This window comes from Chitinophaga sp. 22308 (assembly GCF_052045305.1).
Taxonomy (GTDB): domain Bacteria; phylum Bacteroidota; class Bacteroidia; order Chitinophagales; family Chitinophagaceae; genus Chitinophaga; species Chitinophaga varians_A.
The window spans coordinates 439,506-458,939 of sequence record NZ_JBQEOP010000002.1 but is presented as its reverse complement, the minus strand read 5'-3'; the positions used below and the strand labels follow the sequence as shown (position 1 = coordinate 458,939).

Sequence of the window (19,434 nt, the reverse complement as noted above, 5' to 3'; positions counted from 1 at the left end):
AGAAACAGGATTAATTTCCTGATCGCGTAAATTATTTTTCCTGATCCGACATCAACCGGCGGCCGGCAGTTCCCAATTTTGTGAAAAATTACAAAAGTATGGAACGCCGCTATGGCATTATATCTACGATAGTCACACAAGGATTGCTGTTATTATTTGTATTGCATGCATCTGCCCATGACCCGGAAACAGAAAAGACAGGCGGAATACGCGGTAAAGTACTCACTTCCGACGCACGCCCTGCAGCGGAAGTAATGATCGTGCTGGCAGAAGCCAATATCACCACCACTACCCAGACAGACGGTTCTTTTGTATTCCGCCACGTAACACCCGGCAGCTATCACCTGCTGGTATCCGTGGCCGGCTACAGTACCATTACCAGGGAGGTGACGGTAGAACAAGGCAGGACCGCCACTGTTTCCCTTACACTGGAAGCCTCCAGCAAGGCTTTGCAGGAAGTAGTCGTTACCGGCAGTCACCATAAACTATCCCGTAGCAGCACCTACGATGTCGCTAAAATACCGCTTAAAAATATAGAGAACCCGCAGGTATATACCACTATCACGAAGGACCTGTTACAACAACAGCAGGTATTTTCCGTAGATGATGCCATGCAAAACGCCACCGGCGTTACCAAGATGTGGGACGCCACCGGCCGCGGCGGCGATGGCGGCGGTTATTACAGCATGCGTGGTTTTGTGGTACAGAGTCAGCTGCGCAACGGTATAGCCGGCAACGTTACCTCCCGCATTGACGCCTCCAACCTGGAAAGAATTGAAGTCATCAAAGGGCCTTCGGCTACCCTGTTTGGCAGCACGCTGACCAGCTATGGCGGATTGATCAACCGCGTCACTAAAAAGCCGTATGACCATTTTGGCGGAGAAGTGGGCTTTGCGGCAGGCAGCTTCGGCTTCAACCGCTTCAGCGCCGATATCAATACACCCCTCGATAAAAACCGGGACGTGCTGATGCGCGTAAACGCCGCCTATAACTACGAAGGCTCTTTCCAGGATTACGGCTTCAGCAGAAACGTGGCCATAGCCCCCAGCCTTAGTTACCGCGTGAATGACCGCCTCTCCTTCAACTTCGACGCCGAATATATGGCCGGCCAGAACACCGGCCTCAGTGCGTTCTTTTTTTCTTCCGGACAACCCATCGCCAAACTGGGCACCAACCGGGCCGACGAGCTGAACATCGACTACAAACGCGCCTATGCGATGAATGACCTGTACCAGACATCCCGCAACACCAATTTATTCGGACAGATGACTTACCGCCTCTCTTCACAATGGAGCATGCAAACGAACATTACGTCTACCAGCAGCTATTCTGACGGGCCTTCGCCCTATTTTTACCTGCTCACAGACGCAGAAGTGAAGAACGACCCCAACGCCACAGGCAACGGTTACATCTCCCGTAACGACCAGTTTACCAACAACAGCCACGATAACGTGATAGAAATACAACACAACTTCAACGGCGACTTTAACATCGGCAGCCTGAGAAACCGTTTCGTGGGCGGGATTGACTTCTTCCATCATAACTCCAACCAGTTCTTCGGCGGCAATACCTACGATACCATCTATGCAAAAGGCGATATCCCCACCTACCGGGATTTCAACCGCAGGAACCTGGACAAAGTATACGATACCAAAGGACTGGCGTTCACTTTCCCTTCACATTATATCGTGAACACTTACAGCGCCTACGTTTCCGACGTGCTGAACATTACCGACAACCTGCTGGTACAAGCCGGCCTGCGGATAGACTACTTCGACAACAAAGGAAATTACAACGACGTCAGTGGAAAATACGAGAACGGCTATACGCAAACGGCACTGTCTCCTAAGTTTGGTATCGTATATCAACCGGTAAAAGACAAGGTATCTCTCTTTGCCAACTATCAGAACGGGTTCACCAATAAGCCCACTTCCAACCCTTCCGGCAAACCATTCAAACCGGAACAGGCCAACCAGCTGGAAGGCGGCGTGAAGGTATCTCTGCTCAACGATATGATCACCGGTACCATCAGCTATTATGATATCCGGGTGAAAGACATTATCCGTCCCAGCAATGTCCCCAACGTATCTATCCAGGACGGGACACAGTACAGCAAAGGCGTGGAATTGGAAGTCATTGCACATCCCGCACGCGGACTGGACGTGGTGGCAGGTTATGCCTATAATGACGCCAAATACGAAAAGACGGAGAAAAACCTGGAGGGACTGCGTCCGGCAACTGCCGGCTCTCCTACTGTGGCCAACCTGTGGGTGAGCTACCGCATTCAGCAGGGCGCTGTAAAAGGTCTGGGCTTCGGTGTAGGCGGCAACTACGCCAGCGATAACAAAGTGGTGAACGACAGGGCACTGGGATATTTTTACCTGCCGGCATATACGGTCCTCAATGGCAGTATCTTCTACGAGAATGACCGTTTCCGCTTTGGCGTCAAATTAAATAACATCACCAACAAAGAATACTGGATCGGTTACTCTACCGTGAACCCGCAGAAGACGCGGAACTTCAGCGGCAGCATAGCTTTCAAATTCTGATGCCAGCCATTTGACCTGTATTGCCTTCAGCCGCGTTTAGCAGCTGAAGGCAAATTTATTTTCAGGCAAAAGATAAAGAACTGCCCGGATGAACGTGGGTGGCCTTCACCCCGGGGAAATGTTGTTTCATCCAGTCGGCCATAAAAATGGAACCCGGCTCTTCGCTGGCGATATGCCCCATCAGCACCAGTGACAACTTATCCCCTTTGGCGCGGGCGTCGCGCACGTATTCCGCCGTTTCCCATTCCGAGATTTCACCGCAGCAGACCACGTCAGGTTTGTATTTGCCGATAGCTTCTATCTGCGTTTTACCGCCGTAGGCTCCCGGCAGCACCAGTATTTTCTGGCAACGCTGTTGCAGGTCGCCCACATAACGGATGGCCGGCACGTTCAGCTTCTTTTTAAAGAACGCTATCAGGCTTCCCAGCGACTGCGGGGCGGACAGGTGGTACACAGGTTCCCCTTTTACGGCCAGCTGCTGCCAGCCTAAAGCATCTTCGAGCCCTTTGCTGACCCCATCGGGGCGTATGGAATGTACATAATCATGATTGCGCCATACCGCAATCCCGTGTTTGTCCAACAGGTCTTTTTTATATTGATAGACATCATCCTGTTGCAGCCAGCTGACGTCATCGAGGTGATTATAAAAGGTAGGTTCATGGGCGATGATGAAATTGGCTTTCAGATCGATTGCTTTCCTGATGACCTCGATGGTAGCGAACATGGTGGTGACTACGCCCGTCACCTTTGCATCGCGGGAGCCGGCTTTCAACGTATCCACCGTATTGGGAATAGCGCCGGAAGGTATTTGTGCAATAAAGGCATCGATGATCTGTCCTACGGTAGGAGGTTCCACTGCAAAAGTCCAGCCTTTGAGGGGACTGGCCGCCAGTACGGCTGATCCTGCGAAGACGGCGCCGGATGAAAGGAACATTCTCCGGCTGATTCCAGTTGATTTCATAACGCTGTCGTTTGGACTTAAAATAGCCAAAAAATGCCGCCCAACAAAGCTCCCCGGTGAGAATGCCCAGCCACAAGATAAAAAGGGGCGGATAAATTTTTCCCGGCAGATTATTCTTTTTTATACTAACTTGATCCCCGGTTAATTCTCCAAAAGCCAGGAAGCACCGAAAAATCACCAGAATCGCAGTAAACGTTTTGATTTTTTTATTGATCCTTAATATTCCGGTAATAAATAGTTCTGATTTTTGTAACTCATATTGTCATGAGTCAACTTGGAGTGGAATGTATATCTAAAATAAAAGATGGGGATGCTATTGCGTTTCAGGAGCTGTTCTATGCCTACAAGGACGCTCTTTTCGGATATGCCTGTAAGTTATGCCGCTCGCCCGAAATGGCCGAAGAGGCAGTACAGGAGGTATTCATGAAAGTATGGATCAACCGGCAACAGCTCGACCCGTCCCTTTCTATCCGGGCCTATCTGCATACGGCCGTCAGGCACTGTATTTTCAATATTCTGAAGAAAGCTGCGCTGGATGCAAATCTCCGTCAGTCGGTATTCCATCACCAGCCCCTTGCCGCCAATACCACCGAAGACGCCGTGTATGCCGCAGACCTTCAGCGGGTAAAAAGCAGGGTGTTGGACATGCTGCCCCCACAACGTAAGCTCATCTTCTGCCTCAGCCGGATAGAAGGCCTGTCCCACGAGGAAATAGCCCTCCGGCTGGGCATCTCCAAAAACACGGTCAAAGACCAGATTGTAAAAGCCAGCCGTTTTCTGCGCCAGCAGATAGAGCATTTGGCTATCTTTTTATTTGTTTATTTTTTTATTTGATTGACGGATTTTCAGATTTCCTGATGTTAGCGTTTCAGAAGAGGGAGCATCCAATAGCCAAATAAAAAAATAAAAAAAATTTCCCTGTCGGATCGTCCCTTCCTTTTTTTCAATTGTATCATATAATAAAGCATACCGAATGTACCCGGACCCGGCATATATAAAAGCGTTGTTTATTAAGCATGCGAATGGTTCTATTACTCCCCAGGAAACGGCCGAGCTGATCGCGTTTCTTCAGCAGGAAGATAATGAAGACCTGTTACCGCTGCCTGATGAGATAACAGATATACCGGCCCCTGCTATGGACAACGCAGCTACCGCGCGGGTGTTGCAGCAGCTTGCTGCCGTAACAGCTCCCGCAGCACAGCCGGCACGACGCCGCAACTTATTGCGAAGGGTCATTACCGTTAGCGCCGCCGCAGCTGCCGTGGCCGCGGCAGTAGTGCTGTTGTACCGTCCCGGTGGACAAAAACCTGCGCTGGCGACCGTGGCCACCGGTTACGGCAGTATGAAAAAAGTAACGCTGCCCGATGGCACGACCGTCACCCTGAACGCCAACTCCACGTTGCAATACGACAGTACCGGATGGCAACCAGGCTCCCGGGAAGTATGGATAAACGGCCAGGCTTTCTTTGAAGTAGCGCCCGATGCAGCCGGAAAATTTATGGTGCATGCAGGCGATAAACTGGCCATACAGGTACTGGGTACCCGCTTTAATGTGGCCGCCCGGACCAAAGGCGTACAGGTGGTGCTGAACAGCGGCAAAGTAAAAGTAGGCCTGCCTGATAACAACAACGAACACGCGCTGGTGCTGCAGCCGGGAGAAATGGCATATTACAATGCCGGTGACGGCCAACTGTCACGGCAACACGCAGATACCCTGCAGCTGACTTCCTGGAAAGACAATCAGAAAGTCTTCCGGGACGCCACACTGGCTGATATAGCCGCCTTTATTGAAGAACAATTTGGCGCAAAGGTCACCTTTGCCGCACCACAACTGTCGCATTTACAATTTACCGGCACCACGCCCGCCAACGATTTGGACGTGCTGCTGAATATTCTTACCAAATCACTTGATATCAGGATCGATAAACACAACAACCAGGTAACGATGATGCTGGCCAGATGATCGTTACCGCCTAAACGAACCCGGGACTTTTATTAAAACGCATTGTTATGCAACGAAAACTACTTATACATCATAAGGTAGTAGGGATCTTATTGTGCCTGATGCCCGCTGTGCCATTTACCACGCAAGCACAGGACGTCGCGGCAAAAGGAACCGTCAGACTCGCACGCGAAACCTATCTGTTGTCTGAGGTATTCCCTGTACTGGAAAATACACATAAAGTCAAATTCAGCTACAACAGCGCTATCCTCGCCGGTAAATCCGTCAGCGCGCAACAGTTCCGGAAAATGGAACAGGCGGACGTCGCCACCGGCCTGCCTGTCCTGTTGCGCCCTTACGGCCTTACCTGTGAGCCGATACAAGGCAATTACTACGCGGTAAAACCACTGCCATTTAACGGTTACGCCCAAACGCAGGTGACCGTAAAAGGTGTGGTCACCGATGCCAAAGACAACAGCCCGCTGCCCGGCGCTGTCATCTCCATAAAAGGAAAAACAAAGGGGGCCAACACCAACGCGACAGGCCACTACACCCTCGCCGGTGTGGAAGAAGGCGATATACTGCGCTTTTCCCTGGTAGGTTACAAACCACAGGAAATACCGGTGAACGGCCGCACGCAGATCGATATCGCCCTGCAACAGGACGTAGCCGGACTGAGTGAAGTGGTAGTGACCGCCCTCGGCATCCAGAAAGAAAAGAAATCGCTGGGCTATGCGGTACAAAGCGTCAAAGGCGACAACATGACAAAAGCCCGGGAACCCAACCTGATAGGCTCTCTTACCGGTCGTGTAGCCGGTCTCGTGATACGCAACTCCACCGATATGTTCCGCGATGCCAGCATACAACTGCGCGGCCAGAAACCGCTGATCGTGATCGACGGTATCCCGGACCAGACAGCCGATATGTGGAAAGTGAACCCTGATGACGTAGAAAGCATCAACGTGCTCAAAGGCACTTCCGCCTCCGCCTTGTACGGTTCCATCGGCCAGTTCGGCGCACTGATGATCACCACCAAAAGAGGCAAAGGAAAAGAACTGTCAGTTGATGTGAACTCCTCTACCATGTTCCAGCCTTCTTTTATCCGTATCCCTGACGTGCAGACCACCTATGGCAACGGCGCCAAAGGCAAATACGCCTACGTGGACGGCTCCGGTGGCGGCACCGAAGGCTCCGGCTGGATATGGGGCCCCAAGCTGGACCAGAAAGATCCTTCCACGCCAAGCGGCTACTGGGAAACACCACAGTATAACAGCCCCGTAGACCCGGCCACCGGTAAACTGGTGCCCCTCCCCTTCGTCTCCCGCGGACGCAACAACGTACACAATTTCTTTCGGACAGGTGTTATCTCCACCAATAGCCTGAGCATCACCCAATCCAGCGACAAAGGCAATTTCAGGGCTTCCGCCTCGCACATCTATCAGCTGGGCGTAGTACCCAATACACAACTCAATAACAGTTCCTTCAGCATCGCCGGTAACTACAACCTCACCGACAGGCTGAATGTAGACGCCCGTATCACCTATAACCGCCAGTACTCCGACAACTATCCGACTGTCGGTTACGGCCCTACGAACTACCTGTACAACCTCGTACTGTGGACCGGCTCCGACGTGGATATCCGCGACCTGCGCAATTACTGGGAACCGGGAAAGGAAAAACTGCAACAACGCAACTACAACACCTCCTGGTACAACAACCCCTATTTCCAGGCGTATGAACTGCTGACAGGCTATTATAAAAACAACACCTTCGGTTCCATGACGCTGGATTACAAGATCAACCGCGATTTCAGCGTAAAACTGCGGTCCGGCGTCAACGCCTTCGGACTGGTAGAGGATACAAAGGAACCGGCCAGCTACATCGGCTACAGCAGCAAGTCCCGCGGCAACTACGTGTCCCGCGCCCAAAACTACTTCGATATCGTGACAGACCTGATCGGCCGCTATGAACATTCCTTCAGCAAAAACTTTGCTGTACATGCCGAAGTGGGCGGTTCCAATTACTACCGCAACGATAAATATCAACGCAGCACCACCGACGGCCTTACCATCCCGGGCTTTTATAACCTGTCCAATTCCGCCAATCCCATCCTGGGCACCAACTTCATCGAAGAAAGAAGGACCAGCAGCATCTATGGTTTTGTGGACCTGGAGTTTATGCATGCTTTTTATCTGTCGCTTACCGGTCGCAATGACAAGATCTCTACCCTGCCTATCAACAACAATTCCTTCTTCTATCCTTCCGTATCAGGATCGGTGGTATTGTCTGAGCTGATGAAAATGCCGAAATGGGTCTCCTACCTGAAAGCCAGAGGATCTTGGTCGCAGGTGTCCAGTGGCGTGCTCGCCACTGTGGCAAACGATTATACCTACTCGCACCTGTCTACCTACGACAAGGGCATCAAATGGAATGGCGTGCCTTCGCTGAATTTCAGCGATATGCTGCGTAATCCCAATATACACCCGCAAACCACCAGCGCCTGGGAAACCGGCGTGGAGACCAAATTGTTTGATAATCGTTTAGGCCTGGATGTTACCTACTACCGCGCCCGTGACTATAACAATATCGTGAAACTGCCGGTAGCCATCAGCAGTGGTTATGGTTCCTACCTGGTGAACGGCAACCAGTTCCTTCGTACCGGCTGGGAGTTCATGCTTACCGGAACGCCTGTACGTAATACCGATTTCCGTTGGGACGTGATGGTGAACTTCAGCAAATACAAAAGAGTGTTAAAGGAGATCTATGGCGGCGCTGCCGAACTGGATAAAATCAGGGTTGGCGAACGCATGGACCGTATATTCGACAACGTGTATGAGCATGACCCGTCAGGCAATATCGTATATGAAAGCAACGGTTTCCCTAAGAGCGACCCCTACAAACGTTATATCGGCAATTCCGATCCGGACTGGACTTACGGCATGGAAAACACGTTCCGCTACAAGCAGTTTACGCTGCGCTTCCTGGTGGACGGCCGTATCGGCGGGCTGATATACTCCACTACCAATGCCAAAATGTGGTGGGGCGGCACGCATCCGGGTACCGTCAATTCCTTCCGGGATGATGCCAATGCCGGTAAAAACACCTACGTAGGCCCCGGCGTGATTGTTACCTCCGGAGACATCCAGTACGACGCGGACGGCAATATCATCTCCGACAGCCGCAAGTTCGCCCCCAATAGCAAAGCAGTGAACTATATCGACTATATGATCAACACCAGCAACAATGCCAACACCAACAACAACTACTACTCCCAGACTTTCCTGAAGCTACGTGAAGTGAACTTCACCTGGCAGCTGCCCGGAAAATGGATGAGCAGGACGTTTATCAGGGACGCCTCTGTATCGCTTGTTGGCCGCAACCTGTTGTTGTTCTCCAAATTACCCAACGTTGATCCTGACACCGGGAAAGATGATTTACAGACACCATCATCCCGCAGCATGGGCTTCAACCTGAATTTAAAGTTCTAATCACAGAATCATGCGTACATCATCAATTATCATATTTTGTTTACTGGCAACAGCTTTCAGCAGTTGCAAGAAGTTTGAGTACTTCCAGACAGACCCGAACAAACCCACGCAGGCCACACCTGAACTGCTGCTGACCAATATAGAAACCGCCGCCTTTAATGACATCAGCACCTCGGGCGCATTCGCTTCCCGTTACCTGGTGAACACCGACGGAATAGACTCGTACCAGTATTACAACTGGCAACGGTCCGGCTTTGGTGAGTTTGGCAGCCTTCGCCAGGTGGTGAAGATGGAAGAAGAAGCCACCCGGACCAACCAGCCCGTTTACCTGGCGCTCGGTAAATTTTTCCGTGCCTGGTTTTTCATGAAACTGACGCTGGCCTTCGGCGATGTGCCTTACAGCGAGGCGCTGAAAGGATCTTCAGAGATGTTCACACCGGCATACGACCGGCAGGAAGACATCTTCCTGAATATCCTCAATGACCTCAAAGCCGCCGGCGACCAACTCACATCAGCCGACGGCGATATCCGGGGCGATGTTATTTACGGCGGTAAAAAAGAACAGTGGAAACGCCTGATCAACAGCTTCTCCCTTCGGATATTAATGAGCCTGTCGCAGAAAGAAGGCAATGCCAAACTGAAAGTGAAAGAACGTTTCGCCGAGATCGTGAACAACCCGGCCAAATATCCGCTGCTGAGCGGCAGCGCCGACAACGGACAGCTGGTGTTCGCGGACCTGCAGGACAACCGCTATCCTTACTATAACAACAACAGCATGCAGACAGCTTTCTACCTGGAAGAGAATTTTGTAAACCTGCTGAAACAGTACCAAGATCCGCGGTTGTTCCGCTTTGCACAGAAAGCCACCAAATTCGCAGGGCTGCCGGACAACGACTTTAACGCTTACGGCGGGGCCAAAGGCAGCGCCACCATCGATGAGAACAACAGCCGCGTCGTAAACGGCGAAGTGTCCAAGATTGCCAAACGTTATTACAATGACCCTGTCAATGAGCCCAGCGTGGTGCTTGGATACCCTGAACTTCAGTTTGTACTGGCAGAAGCCGTGGTACGTGGCTGGATCAGCGGCGATGCCAGCAATTATTATAAAAAAGGCATACAGGCATCCATGGAATTTTGTAAAATAGCGCCGGCAGATATTACCGCGTATCTTGCACAGCCGTCCGTACAGCTGGTACCCGGAAAAGAGCTGGAAGGTATTTTCAATCAGAAATATATCAGCTTCTTTATGAACTCCGGCTGGCAGGTGTTTTATGAACAGCGCCGTACAGGACTGCCGGTATTTGATGTTTCCGGCAACGGGGTGCTGAACAATAAAAAGGTGCCCAAACGCTGGATGTATCCTGAAACAGAACTCAATCTCAACAGGCAGCACGTAAGCGATGCCATCGCCCGGCAATACCCGCAGGGTGATAACATCAACGGCGTTATGTGGTTGCTCGTAAAAGAATAAAAATGTGGCCCATGTTAAAAGCATTTATTTTTTCTATCGTTACTTTCTCCTGCACCACGCTGATGGTACAGGCACAAAAAAAGAAAGCCCTGTTTATTATCGTGGACGGTATCCCGGCGGATGTCATTGAAAAACAGCCGACGCCTAATCTGCGCGCCATCGCCAGGGTAGGTGGCTATACCCGCGCTTATGTAGGCGGTGAGAAAGACGGGTACTCCCAGACGCCCACCATCTCCGCAGTAGGCTATAACAGCCTGCTTACCGGCACCTGGGTAAACAAACACAATGTATGGGACAATGATATCGCAGCACAGAATTACAGCTACGGCAGCATCTTCCGCTTTTTCAAACAGGCATACCCGCAGAAGAAAACCGCTGTCTTCTCCTCCTGGCTCGACAACCGCACCAAACTGGTAGGTGACGGCCTGCCGCAAACCGGTAACCTGAAAATAGACTACCATGTGGACGGACTGGAGAAAGACACCGCTCGCTTCCCGCATGACAAAGACAGCTGGTACATGCACCTGATCGATGAAGCCGTAGTGGACAGCGCTGCGGACTATATCCGCAAACAGGCGCCTGACCTGTCATGGGTATACCTCGAATACACCGACGATATGGGACATCGTTATGGCGACAGTGAAAAATTCTATAACGCCATCAATATGATGGACGCCCAGGTAGGCCGCATCTGGAACGCGCTCGAATACCGCCGTAAAAACTTCGGCGAAGACTGGCAGCTGTTCATCACCACAGACCACGGCCGTACCGCCAGCAACGGCAAAGGCCACGGCGGACAGTCCGACCGCGAACGCACCACCTGGATGGTCACCAATGCCAAAGGCCTGAACGATTACTTCAGGACCGGCCAGCCAGGCATCGTGGACATTCTGCCAACCATGGCCCGTTTCCTCCAAATCAACATCCCACAGGCAGATGCCCGCGAACTGGACGGCGCGCCGCTGACAGGAAAAGTATCCCTGACACAGCCCGGCGCCACGCTGAACAATGACGCCCTGCACCTTACCTGGAAAGCCCGCGAAAAGAAAGGCAACGTGAAAGTATGGGTGACCACCACCAACAATTTCAAAACCGGCGGACAGGACACCTACAAACTGCTCGGCGAAGTGCCGCTACAGCAGGAACATGCCGAAATAAGCGTGAAAGACATGCCTTCCGGATTTTATAAAGTGGTGATGGAAGGGCCGGATAATACAGTCAACCGATGGGTAGGGAAATAGTGATGAATACTTTTTTTGCAACGGGGGACGTCTCAAAAACAAATGAGACGTCCTCTTCTGTTTTAGGTATATTGATCTGATGTTGAACCCTTTCAATCCTGTCCCGGGGACGGTCCGGACGTATTGCAACCGAAAACCTGTATACAACTTAATATTTTCCTATCTTTGTGTCTTATGACACGCCAATCAACATATAACCTCTTGTCGATCATTGTTGCCTAACGCAGGCCCACAAAGCATTCCCGCTTTAATACTCTCCGGCTACCTGCGTTAAAAGTCTTCAATTAATTTATTGAAACAGGATTGCTATGCCTATTCGCATATGCAAGACAAAATTGTTATACCATGCCGATACTACAATTGTACGGTTGGAATGAGCATTTTATGCGTCATTTTGAAACAAACACATCTCAGGACCTCGAAGCTGCGAGAGTGCTGTCCATACAAGGATTTAAACATCTGCTGATCACCGAAACAGGCAACCTGGACGCGCAACTCGCCGGCGCACTTATCAACAGCTGTGAGCCTGAAGCCTATCCCAAAGCAGGCGATTGGGTGCTGGTGAAACGTTACGACGAGGAGGGCATCATTATCGGTACGCTGCCCCGCATCAACGAGCTTAGTCGTAAAGCCCCCGGTACGCAAAGCACTCGCCAGGTGCTCGCTGCTAACATCGATGCAGCGTTTATTGTGCAGGGGCTCGACCAAAATTATAATGCTATGCGTTTGCAACGTTACCTGCAACAGGTGGTGCAATGCAATATTTCGCCTATTGTCATTCTCAATAAAGCTGATCTCGTACCTGATGCGGAAAGGTACCGGCAAGCGGTACAGGAGCTGGGATACAACTGCCCGGTGGTACTCACCAGCGCGCTGGACGAGGCACAGCAAAAAGAGTGGAGCAGTCAATACCTCATACCCCGGCACACCTACATCCTGCTGGGATCTTCAGGCGTAGGCAAAAGCACGTTGCTCAACAACCTGCTTGGCTACAGGCTACAAGAAGAAGGCGCCACCAGCAGCGCCAACAACAAAGGAAAACATACCACCACCGCCCGGCATCTTGTACTGCTTCCCAATGGCAGCATGATCATCGACTCCCCGGGAATGCGCGAGTTCGGCGTTACAGAAGAGAGCGAAGGCAAAGGCATACATCACCCGCTGATAGATGAGCTGGCACAGCAATGCCGGTTTGGCGACTGCACCCATCAACACGAGCCAGGGTGCGCCGTCATAGCAGCTGTCCACCATGGTACATTGCCGGAGCCGGTATACCGCAGCTACCTGAAACTATTGCGTGAGCAATACCATTTCAAGACCAGTGAAGCAGACAGGAGGCGAAATGAAAAGCAGTTCTCCAAAATAGCCAGGCAGGTAGGTAAGCACCGCAAAGACAGCAAATATTGACACTGTTTCCAAAAATCAAAGAAGCTGCCTCAAATCACTTTTGAGACAGCTTCTTTGTTCTTCATCAACAGTCACTGGTTCGCCAGCGTCACCATCGCAGACACCTCCGCAACGGCCGCATCGTCCCCGCCGCTGAAGCCGGTGAACCGGAAACGGATATCACCCTTTCCGTCGATCACAAACTTGGTAGGGATGCCCTGTACTTTATAGCTGTCCACCACTTTGTTAATACCGGTGGCCGGATCTTTCAGGTCCATCAACACCTGGAAAGGATAACCATTACCGGCAATGAACTTTTTGGCACTCGCCGCGGCGTTCTCCTCTTTTTCCCAGGTATGCACAAACAGGAACTTTACATTCGGATCGTTCTTATATTTCTCCATGGCCTTTTTCATGGCCGGGAAAGAGGCTTTGCAGGGGCCGCACCAGGTGGCCCAGAAATCCAGCACGACGGTCTTTCCCTTATAGTCTGACAGTGATACGGTATTGCCGTCCACATCTTTCAGAGTGAATCCCGGCGCCGGTTCCTTGATGATCTGTTTGGCGAATTCCGCTTTCATTTTGTCATCAAGACCGCCTTTCAGGGAGTCTATGTATTTCTCCAGCTGGTTGTCGCCACGCACTTTAGCATAGGTTTCTGCCAGCAAGCCTCTGCTGCCCGCATTCAGCTGGCCTTGTGCAGCCACTTCGCTGAGGCGTACAAAAGCTTGTTGGTAGTCGCCCTTGGCGATCAGCACTTTAGCGTACATCTCATTCACCTGGGGGCGGACAGGCGTCTCCGCCTGTTCGGCGCGTTTCAGGTATACCAGGGCAGAATCATATTCTTTGTCGTTAAACAACAGTTGCGCATAGGAACTGAGATAGCCGGGATACCCGGTGGCCGCGAACATGGCGCCTTCCTCATTTTTACGGGTGGTCCTGAATTCATAGGCGTCTTCGACTGCTTTTTTCAGCAGCACCTTGGCTTCCGCCGTATGACCGTGTTTGAGAATGCGTGCTGCTGTACCGGCCCATCCCTGCCCTTTCCAGAAGGGCGACATGATACTGTTGGCATATTCCAGCGCTTTAGGCAGATTATCGGCATCAGCATAGGCCGTGCCTACACTATTAGCGGCGTAGTCATACACGATCACCTCCTTGCTTCCTTTGTCAGGCGGGAATTTTTTGAGCCATGCTTTATAGAGCGCTTCTTTCTTCACCGGATCATTTTCATTATAGATGACTTCCACTGCGTTGTTGCGTGCCACAACCCCGGTGGGGAATTGCTTCGCGGCCACCTGCTGAATGGAATCGCTCACATTATTTTTTTTCAGCTGATAGAAGAAACGGGCGGCTGTAAGCCAGTCTGTTTCTTTTTTGCTTTTGGTCAATGCATACATTTTATCTGTCAGCAGTGCTTTATCTGCTTCGTCGCCTTTGGCAAGGCGGCTATAGTAGCGTATCAGCGAGTCGGCGCTGATCTTTGCCTGGCCGCTTGACTGCCCGGCGGTCAGCAGGCAGCCACCGAGCAGGAATGGAAATATTTTCTTCATATAACAGGGTTGGTTTGATGTTAATTGTTATATCCCGGATTCTGTGTCAGCGCCGGGTTAGACACGCGTTGGGCGTCCGGGATGGGATACAGCACGTCCGTGCTTGTCCAGGTAGCAGGCCGCATACCGCCAATCACTTCATCAGCGCGGGTTTTACCGCCTCCGGAAACAGCTGGCGTACGTTTCAGGTCAAACCAGCGATGCCCCCATTCTCCGAACAGTTCCGCTTTCCTTTCTTTTTCGATGGCAAGCAACAGGTTGGCCTGTGAGATACTGTTGTCCAGTGCAGGCAGACCTGCCTTGTCACGGATGGCGTTCACGTCAGCGATGGCGCCGGGGATATTGCCCAGCTGCGCGCGTGCTTCTGCTCTGATGAGGTATTGTTCCGCCAGCCGCAGCATTACGCTGTATTCATTGCCCATGGTGCTGCCGGTGGCAAGTACCCGCAGTTTGTATTTGGTGATGACTTTGTAATTCAGCCCGCCGATGTCCGTAGCGGCCACCCAGGCGGCTTTACGCTTGTCACCGGGCTCCATGGAGTTATACAGTGTATCCGTCAGCGTTACAGCCGGAACAGTACCTGCGGCAGCGGCGTAACTGCCGCCCTGCGCATCCCGGTTGGTCATGTAAATGGAAAGTCCTGTCAACGTTGCCAACTGCCAGATCACTTCATTGCTGCTGTTGCTGAAAGTAGTGTTCAGGTCTTTATTGAGGCTGTATATGCCTGAATTGATCACGGCACTGGCAGCGGCTTCTGCTTTGGCCCAGTCTCTCTGGTAGAGGTAGGCCCTTGCCAGCAGGGCGTTGGCCGTCTGCCGGTTGATCCTCGTTCTTTGTGTGGCGGGGTAAGCGTCGGTCAACAGTCCCTGTGCTTCGTTCAGATCGGTGATGAGCTGTGTCCATACCTGTGATGCCGGTGTGCGCGCCAGCGTGGCATTGCCCAACGGATCATCTTTCAGCGGCAGCGGCACATCATTGAACATACTCACGAGATAACCATAGATAAAAGCTCTCCACACTTTTGTTTCTCCCAATAACTGATTTTTGACCGCGGGAGAAAGCGCTGTACTGCGGTTAAGGCCTTCCATCATGGCATTGGCCTGCGAAATGGTACCATAGGCCCCATACCATAGGTTTGGCACCAGTGCATTCGTGACCGTGATACTGTTCGTTTTAAACTCATCATACGCCGGACTGGAAACATTGTTCTGCAGCTCGTTCGCTGAGAGGCCCGGCAACTCGCTCATGGGGAACATCCACTCCCGTATGGCCGAAGTATTATAGATGCCCACCACTGCACTGGTAGCAGTGGCTTCAGAGGCAAAAGCCTGGTCAAGTCCCACCTGCGTGGTAGGCGGACCTATCTCCACCAGTTTTTTGCAGGAAGAAAAAACACCACCTGTCAGTAACAGGGACAACAACACTTTTTTATGAATATTAAAAGACAACATAACAATCAGGTTTTAGAATGAACAGTTAACACCAAACACAATCGTTCTCAGCGGCGGCATCGCGATCATGCCGGTACCAAGGCCCGGAGGGCCGCCAGGCACACTGGTTTCAGGGTCATAGATGTATTTGTTCTTCATCCAGGTGAACAGGTTCTGCCCTTCCGCATATACTTTCAGGTTGGCGATATTGGCTTTCTTCAGCCATGCTTTCGGAAAGGAATAACTGAGGGAAGCGGAACGCAGTTTCAGGTAACTGGCATCACCCCATAAAGCGGTGGAACTGCCGTACTGCGTATAGCCGAGATAAGCCGGTGTGCCCGGTGTGGTAGTGGCGGCAGGGTAAGTGGCGATATCGCCGGGTTGCCGCCATCTGTCGAGCACGGAAGTGTTCTGGTTGCTCCTGCTGCTGCCGATAGGTGTACTGATATTGTTGGTACTGCCTTTCCGGTGGTGGAACTGTAGGAAGAAACTAAAATCCCAGTTCTTATACGAAAAGGTATTGTTCATCCCACCGAAGAAAGGATTGCCCGGAGGGATGACCTGCCGGTCGTTATTAAAATCGATCGACCCGTCACCGTTCAGGTCCGTGTATTGCGGGATGCCGGTTTTAGGGTCATAACCGGTATAGAGATATCTTCTCACCATATCTATCGGTTGACCGACCAGATAGCTGCTGGCATAGAAAGATTTTTCGATACCGGGAAAATCTATCAGCTTGTTGCGGTAGAACGTCACGTTGAAATCAGTTGTCCATCCGAAGTTCCAGGCTTTGAGGTTCAGCGTGGTAAGCTCCAGTTCCACGCCACTGTTCTGCACCAATGCAGGCATGTTCACAGTGTAACTGTTGTAGCCTGACTGCGTAGGCAATGCGGTAGACAGCAGCTGGTCAGTGGACCGGTTACGGTAATAATCTCCGGTAAATTTAATTCTGTCTTGCAGAAAGCCCAGTTCCAGCCCGAATTCCAGCTTACGGGTAGTTTCCCATTTGATACCGGGATTGGGCAGCGTAGCACGAAATAAGGCAGTCCCGCCCTGATACGGTCCGGCGGAAGATAACAGCGGCAGATACAGATAGTTGTTGATCTGATCATTACCGGTGGTGCCGAAGCTGGCGCGCAACTTACCAAAATTCAGCCAGGGCAGATTGTCCTGTACAAATGATTCTTCGGAGAACAACCACGCGGCACCTACTGCGCCGAAATTACCCATTGCGTAGTCTGGTCCGAAGCGGGAAGAGGCATCGCGGCGGAAGGTCACGTTCAACAGGTATTTCTTTTTATAGTCGTAATTAACACGACCGAACAACGACGCAAAACGATAATCGAAATACGAACTGGAATTCAGCAACAGTGTACCGGCGCCGGTGAGGGAACCCAGCAGTGCTTCACTGCTATAGCTTCTGCCATCGATGCTTTGACCGGTAGAAAGGCTGCGTTGGTAAGTGCCGCCCACCATCAGGTTGATCCGGCCCTGTTTCCCTTCCATGGTGTAGTCGAGCGTAGGTTCCACGATATAGTTCTGTGAGCGTGTATTCGCAAACGTAGCCGACGACTGCGGATTATTGACCGGGTTCTGGGTGGATGCCGGCAGCGGGTTCACCTGGTCCAGTGTGGTGTTCGTATAGCCGAGGCTCACTTTAAAATTCAGGTCTTTGATAATGGAATACCGCAGGCTGGCGTTTGTCATCAGGTTGCCGGTAGTGCTGGTATAACGGCGTTGCATCAATGCCACCGGATTGCTAAATCCGCTGGACCACACCAGTTTGCCGGTACTGTCATACAAAGGCATGTTAGGCGGCAGGTTGTACATCGATATAAGGTCTGACCCCGGCAATACCGTTTTGTCGTTGGAGTAATTGGCCGTGATGGCTGCGTAGAATTTATCGTTCGCGGAGCGGTGGTCAACAGACAGGCGGCTGGTGAAGCGCTGGCTGTTGAAGTCACCTGGGTATACCGTCGTTTCCTTGTGATAGCCGCCGCTGAACAGGAAATGCGTTTTCCCTTCGCCGCCGGACACAGAAGCCTGCGCGTCAGTAGAGCGCGCAGTGCCGCCAACGAGGAAACGTTGCCAGTCGGTATAAGCGTTCTTGTCCCATACGGTGAGCTCCGGCGCATTTACGGTAGTGGGCGTGGCGCCGTCGTTTTTGAACGCTTCCCTTCTCAGGTCGAGGTACTGCTGCGTGTTCATCATAGGGATGAAGCGGTTGACCTTGCCCCATCCCGTATATACGTTTACGTTAGCCCTTGTTTTACCTGACTTCCCTTTTTTGGTGGTGATAAGGATAACACCGTTGGCGCCTCTGGCGCCATAGATAGCCGTTGCATCAGCATCTTTGAGAATGTCCATTCTTTCGATGTCATCGGGGTTGATCATGCTGAAAGGGCTGATGCCGCCGTTGGCCCCGGTGGTACCGAGTGAATTGAGGTTATCTGTAGGCGGATAAGCGCCGCTGAAATTAGTATACGGTACACCGTCTATCACATACAGCGGGATCGTACCGGAGTTCATAGAGCCCTGGCCGCGGATCTGTACTACCGCAGCGCTGCCTGGCAAGCCGTTCTGCTGTGTGATCTGCACACCGGGAATACGGCCTGGCAGCGCCGCCAGCGGATTGGACACCGGTTGCATGTCAATATCCTTCGCCGTAATGCTGCTCACTGCACCCGTGTTCATTCTGCGGGTAGTGGTACCGTAGCCGATCACTACGGCTTCATCGAGCGATTTCAGTTGCTCTTGCAGCACTATGTTTAGCGTAGTACGGCCGTCGACCGCAATCCGTTGCGCCTCGTAGGAAAGATAAGACACTACCACTACGGCATTAGCCGGCACCCGGTTGATGGCATACTCGCCATTGTCGTTGGTCATGGCGCCGAAAGGGGTGCCCGGTACTACCACGGATACAGCCGGAAGCGGGTTTCCTTTGGCGTCCGTGACCCTGCCACGGACAGTAATTCCCCCTTCCGCTGCTCCGGATTCGTTGGCTGGCGCGCTCTTCAGCCGTATGGCAATAAATTTGCCTGACAACGAATACGTGAATGGTTGGTTATTGAAAAGCATTTTCAGCACGTCATTCAGCTCCTGGTTTTCCACAGTGATGTTGACAGGTGCAGCCTGACTAAGCTGGTTTTTTCCATAGATAAAGCTATATCCTGTTTGTTTTTCGATTTCCCGGAAGGCTTTTTCCAGCGAACCGGATTTCATGTTGATGGTCACTTTCTGTGCAAACAGCTGTGTAGTTATCAGCAGGGAGGCTGCCAGCAGGCAGGTCCTGTAGTAATTGACTCCCGAAAGGCATAGCGCTCTGATTAGCTTTCTGACAAGCATATCGTTTGGTTGATTTTTTGGTAAATAATAAAATACACTCCCACCCTGTAAGATGGCCGGTCTTACAG

At 51.6% G+C, this 19,434-nt stretch carries 11 protein-coding genes; 7 read left to right on the top strand and 4 right to left on the bottom strand.

The genetic code is table 11. The annotated features are described in order from the left end of the window. Window positions 1-98: 98 nt before the first annotated feature. Window positions 99-2,549 carry a TonB-dependent siderophore receptor gene (locus ACTJJS_RS08500; protein WP_440663337.1) on the top strand — a complete coding sequence of 817 codons (2,451 nt, stop codon included), beginning with the start codon at window positions 99-101 and terminating at the stop codon, window positions 2,547-2,549. Between the two features lie 61 nt (window positions 2,550-2,610). Here ACTJJS_RS08500 and ACTJJS_RS08495 read toward each other — a convergent pair whose 3' ends face one another. Continuing rightward, window positions 2,611-3,510 carry a Nif3-like dinuclear metal center hexameric protein gene (locus tag ACTJJS_RS08495; protein WP_440663336.1) on the bottom strand — a complete coding sequence of 300 codons (900 nt, stop codon included), beginning with the start codon at window positions 3,508-3,510 and terminating at the stop codon, window positions 2,611-2,613. A gap of 264 nt (window positions 3,511-3,774) precedes the next feature. Here ACTJJS_RS08495 and ACTJJS_RS08490 point away from each other — a divergent pair, with 264 nt between their 5' ends. From ACTJJS_RS08490 to rsgA, 6 genes are all read left to right on the top strand, one after another. Then, a complete protein-coding gene (locus ACTJJS_RS08490; RefSeq protein ID WP_440663335.1) occupies window positions 3,775-4,344 on the top strand; it encodes an RNA polymerase sigma-70 factor in 570 nt (189 codons plus the stop codon). Between the two features lie 139 nt (window positions 4,345-4,483). Beyond that, the gene (locus tag ACTJJS_RS08485; protein ID WP_440663334.1) at window positions 4,484-5,473 is read left to right on the top strand and encodes a FecR family protein; all 990 of its coding nucleotides are present in this window, start codon (window positions 4,484-4,486) and stop codon (window positions 5,471-5,473) included. A 47-nt stretch (window positions 5,474-5,520) separates the two neighbouring features. Beyond that, window positions 5,521-8,940: a SusC/RagA family TonB-linked outer membrane protein gene (locus ACTJJS_RS08480; RefSeq protein ID WP_440663333.1), complete on the top strand. Its 3,420-nt coding sequence runs from the start codon at window positions 5,521-5,523 to the stop codon at window positions 8,938-8,940. A 10-nt stretch (window positions 8,941-8,950) separates the two neighbouring features. Further along, window positions 8,951-10,411: a SusD/RagB family nutrient-binding outer membrane lipoprotein gene (locus ACTJJS_RS08475; RefSeq protein WP_440663332.1), complete on the top strand. Its 1,461-nt coding sequence runs from the start codon at window positions 8,951-8,953 to the stop codon at window positions 10,409-10,411. Between the two features lie 11 nt (window positions 10,412-10,422). After that, window positions 10,423-11,652, top strand: a complete 1,230-nt coding sequence (locus ACTJJS_RS08470) for an alkaline phosphatase family protein (protein WP_440663331.1) — start codon at window positions 10,423-10,425, stop codon at window positions 11,650-11,652. Between the two features lie 345 nt (window positions 11,653-11,997). Next, complete coding sequence (gene rsgA / locus ACTJJS_RS08465) at window positions 11,998-13,059, top strand: ribosome small subunit-dependent GTPase A (protein ID WP_440663330.1); 1,062 nt, start codon at window positions 11,998-12,000, stop codon at window positions 13,057-13,059. Window positions 13,060-13,130: 71 nt separating this feature from the next. On the opposite strand, the gene ACTJJS_RS08460 is transcribed toward rsgA, so the two are convergent. The 3 genes from ACTJJS_RS08460 to ACTJJS_RS08450 are packed head-to-tail and all read right to left on the bottom strand — an operon-like array spanning window position 13,131 to window position 19,366. Further along, complete coding sequence (locus tag ACTJJS_RS08460) at window positions 13,131-14,591, bottom strand: redoxin domain-containing protein (protein WP_440663329.1); 1,461 nt, start codon at window positions 14,589-14,591, stop codon at window positions 13,131-13,133. 20 nt (window positions 14,592-14,611) lie between these two features. Continuing rightward, window positions 14,612-16,042: a RagB/SusD family nutrient uptake outer membrane protein gene (locus ACTJJS_RS08455; protein ID WP_440663328.1), complete on the bottom strand. Its 1,431-nt coding sequence runs from the start codon at window positions 16,040-16,042 to the stop codon at window positions 14,612-14,614. Between the two features lie 12 nt (window positions 16,043-16,054). Next, complete coding sequence (locus ACTJJS_RS08450) at window positions 16,055-19,366, bottom strand: TonB-dependent receptor (RefSeq protein ID WP_440663327.1); 3,312 nt, start codon at window positions 19,364-19,366, stop codon at window positions 16,055-16,057. Window positions 19,367-19,434: the final 68 nt, after the last annotated feature.

Coding starts and splice junctions, on each gene's coding strand:
- ACTJJS_RS08475 (WP_440663332.1), top strand. CDS start 8,951: ATGCGTACATCATCAATTATCATATTTTGTTTACTGGCAACAGCTTTC.
- ACTJJS_RS08470 (WP_440663331.1), top strand. CDS start 10,423: ATGTTAAAAGCATTTATTTTTTCTATCGTTACTTTCTCCTGCACCACG.
- ACTJJS_RS08450 (WP_440663327.1), bottom strand. CDS start 19,366: ATGCTTGTCAGAAAGCTAATCAGAGCGCTATGCCTTTCGGGAGTCAAT.
- rsgA (WP_440663330.1), top strand. CDS start 11,998: ATGCCGATACTACAATTGTACGGTTGGAATGAGCATTTTATGCGTCAT.
- ACTJJS_RS08500 (WP_440663337.1), top strand. CDS start 99: ATGGAACGCCGCTATGGCATTATATCTACGATAGTCACACAAGGATTG.
- ACTJJS_RS08495 (WP_440663336.1), bottom strand. CDS start 3,510: ATGAAATCAACTGGAATCAGCCGGAGAATGTTCCTTTCATCCGGCGCC.
- ACTJJS_RS08455 (WP_440663328.1), bottom strand. CDS start 16,042: ATGTTGTCTTTTAATATTCATAAAAAAGTGTTGTTGTCCCTGTTACTG.
- ACTJJS_RS08460 (WP_440663329.1), bottom strand. CDS start 14,591: ATGAAGAAAATATTTCCATTCCTGCTCGGTGGCTGCCTGCTGACCGCC.
- ACTJJS_RS08480 (WP_440663333.1), top strand. CDS start 5,521: ATGCAACGAAAACTACTTATACATCATAAGGTAGTAGGGATCTTATTG.
- ACTJJS_RS08485 (WP_440663334.1), top strand. CDS start 4,484: ATGTACCCGGACCCGGCATATATAAAAGCGTTGTTTATTAAGCATGCG.
- ACTJJS_RS08490 (WP_440663335.1), top strand. CDS start 3,775: ATGAGTCAACTTGGAGTGGAATGTATATCTAAAATAAAAGATGGGGAT.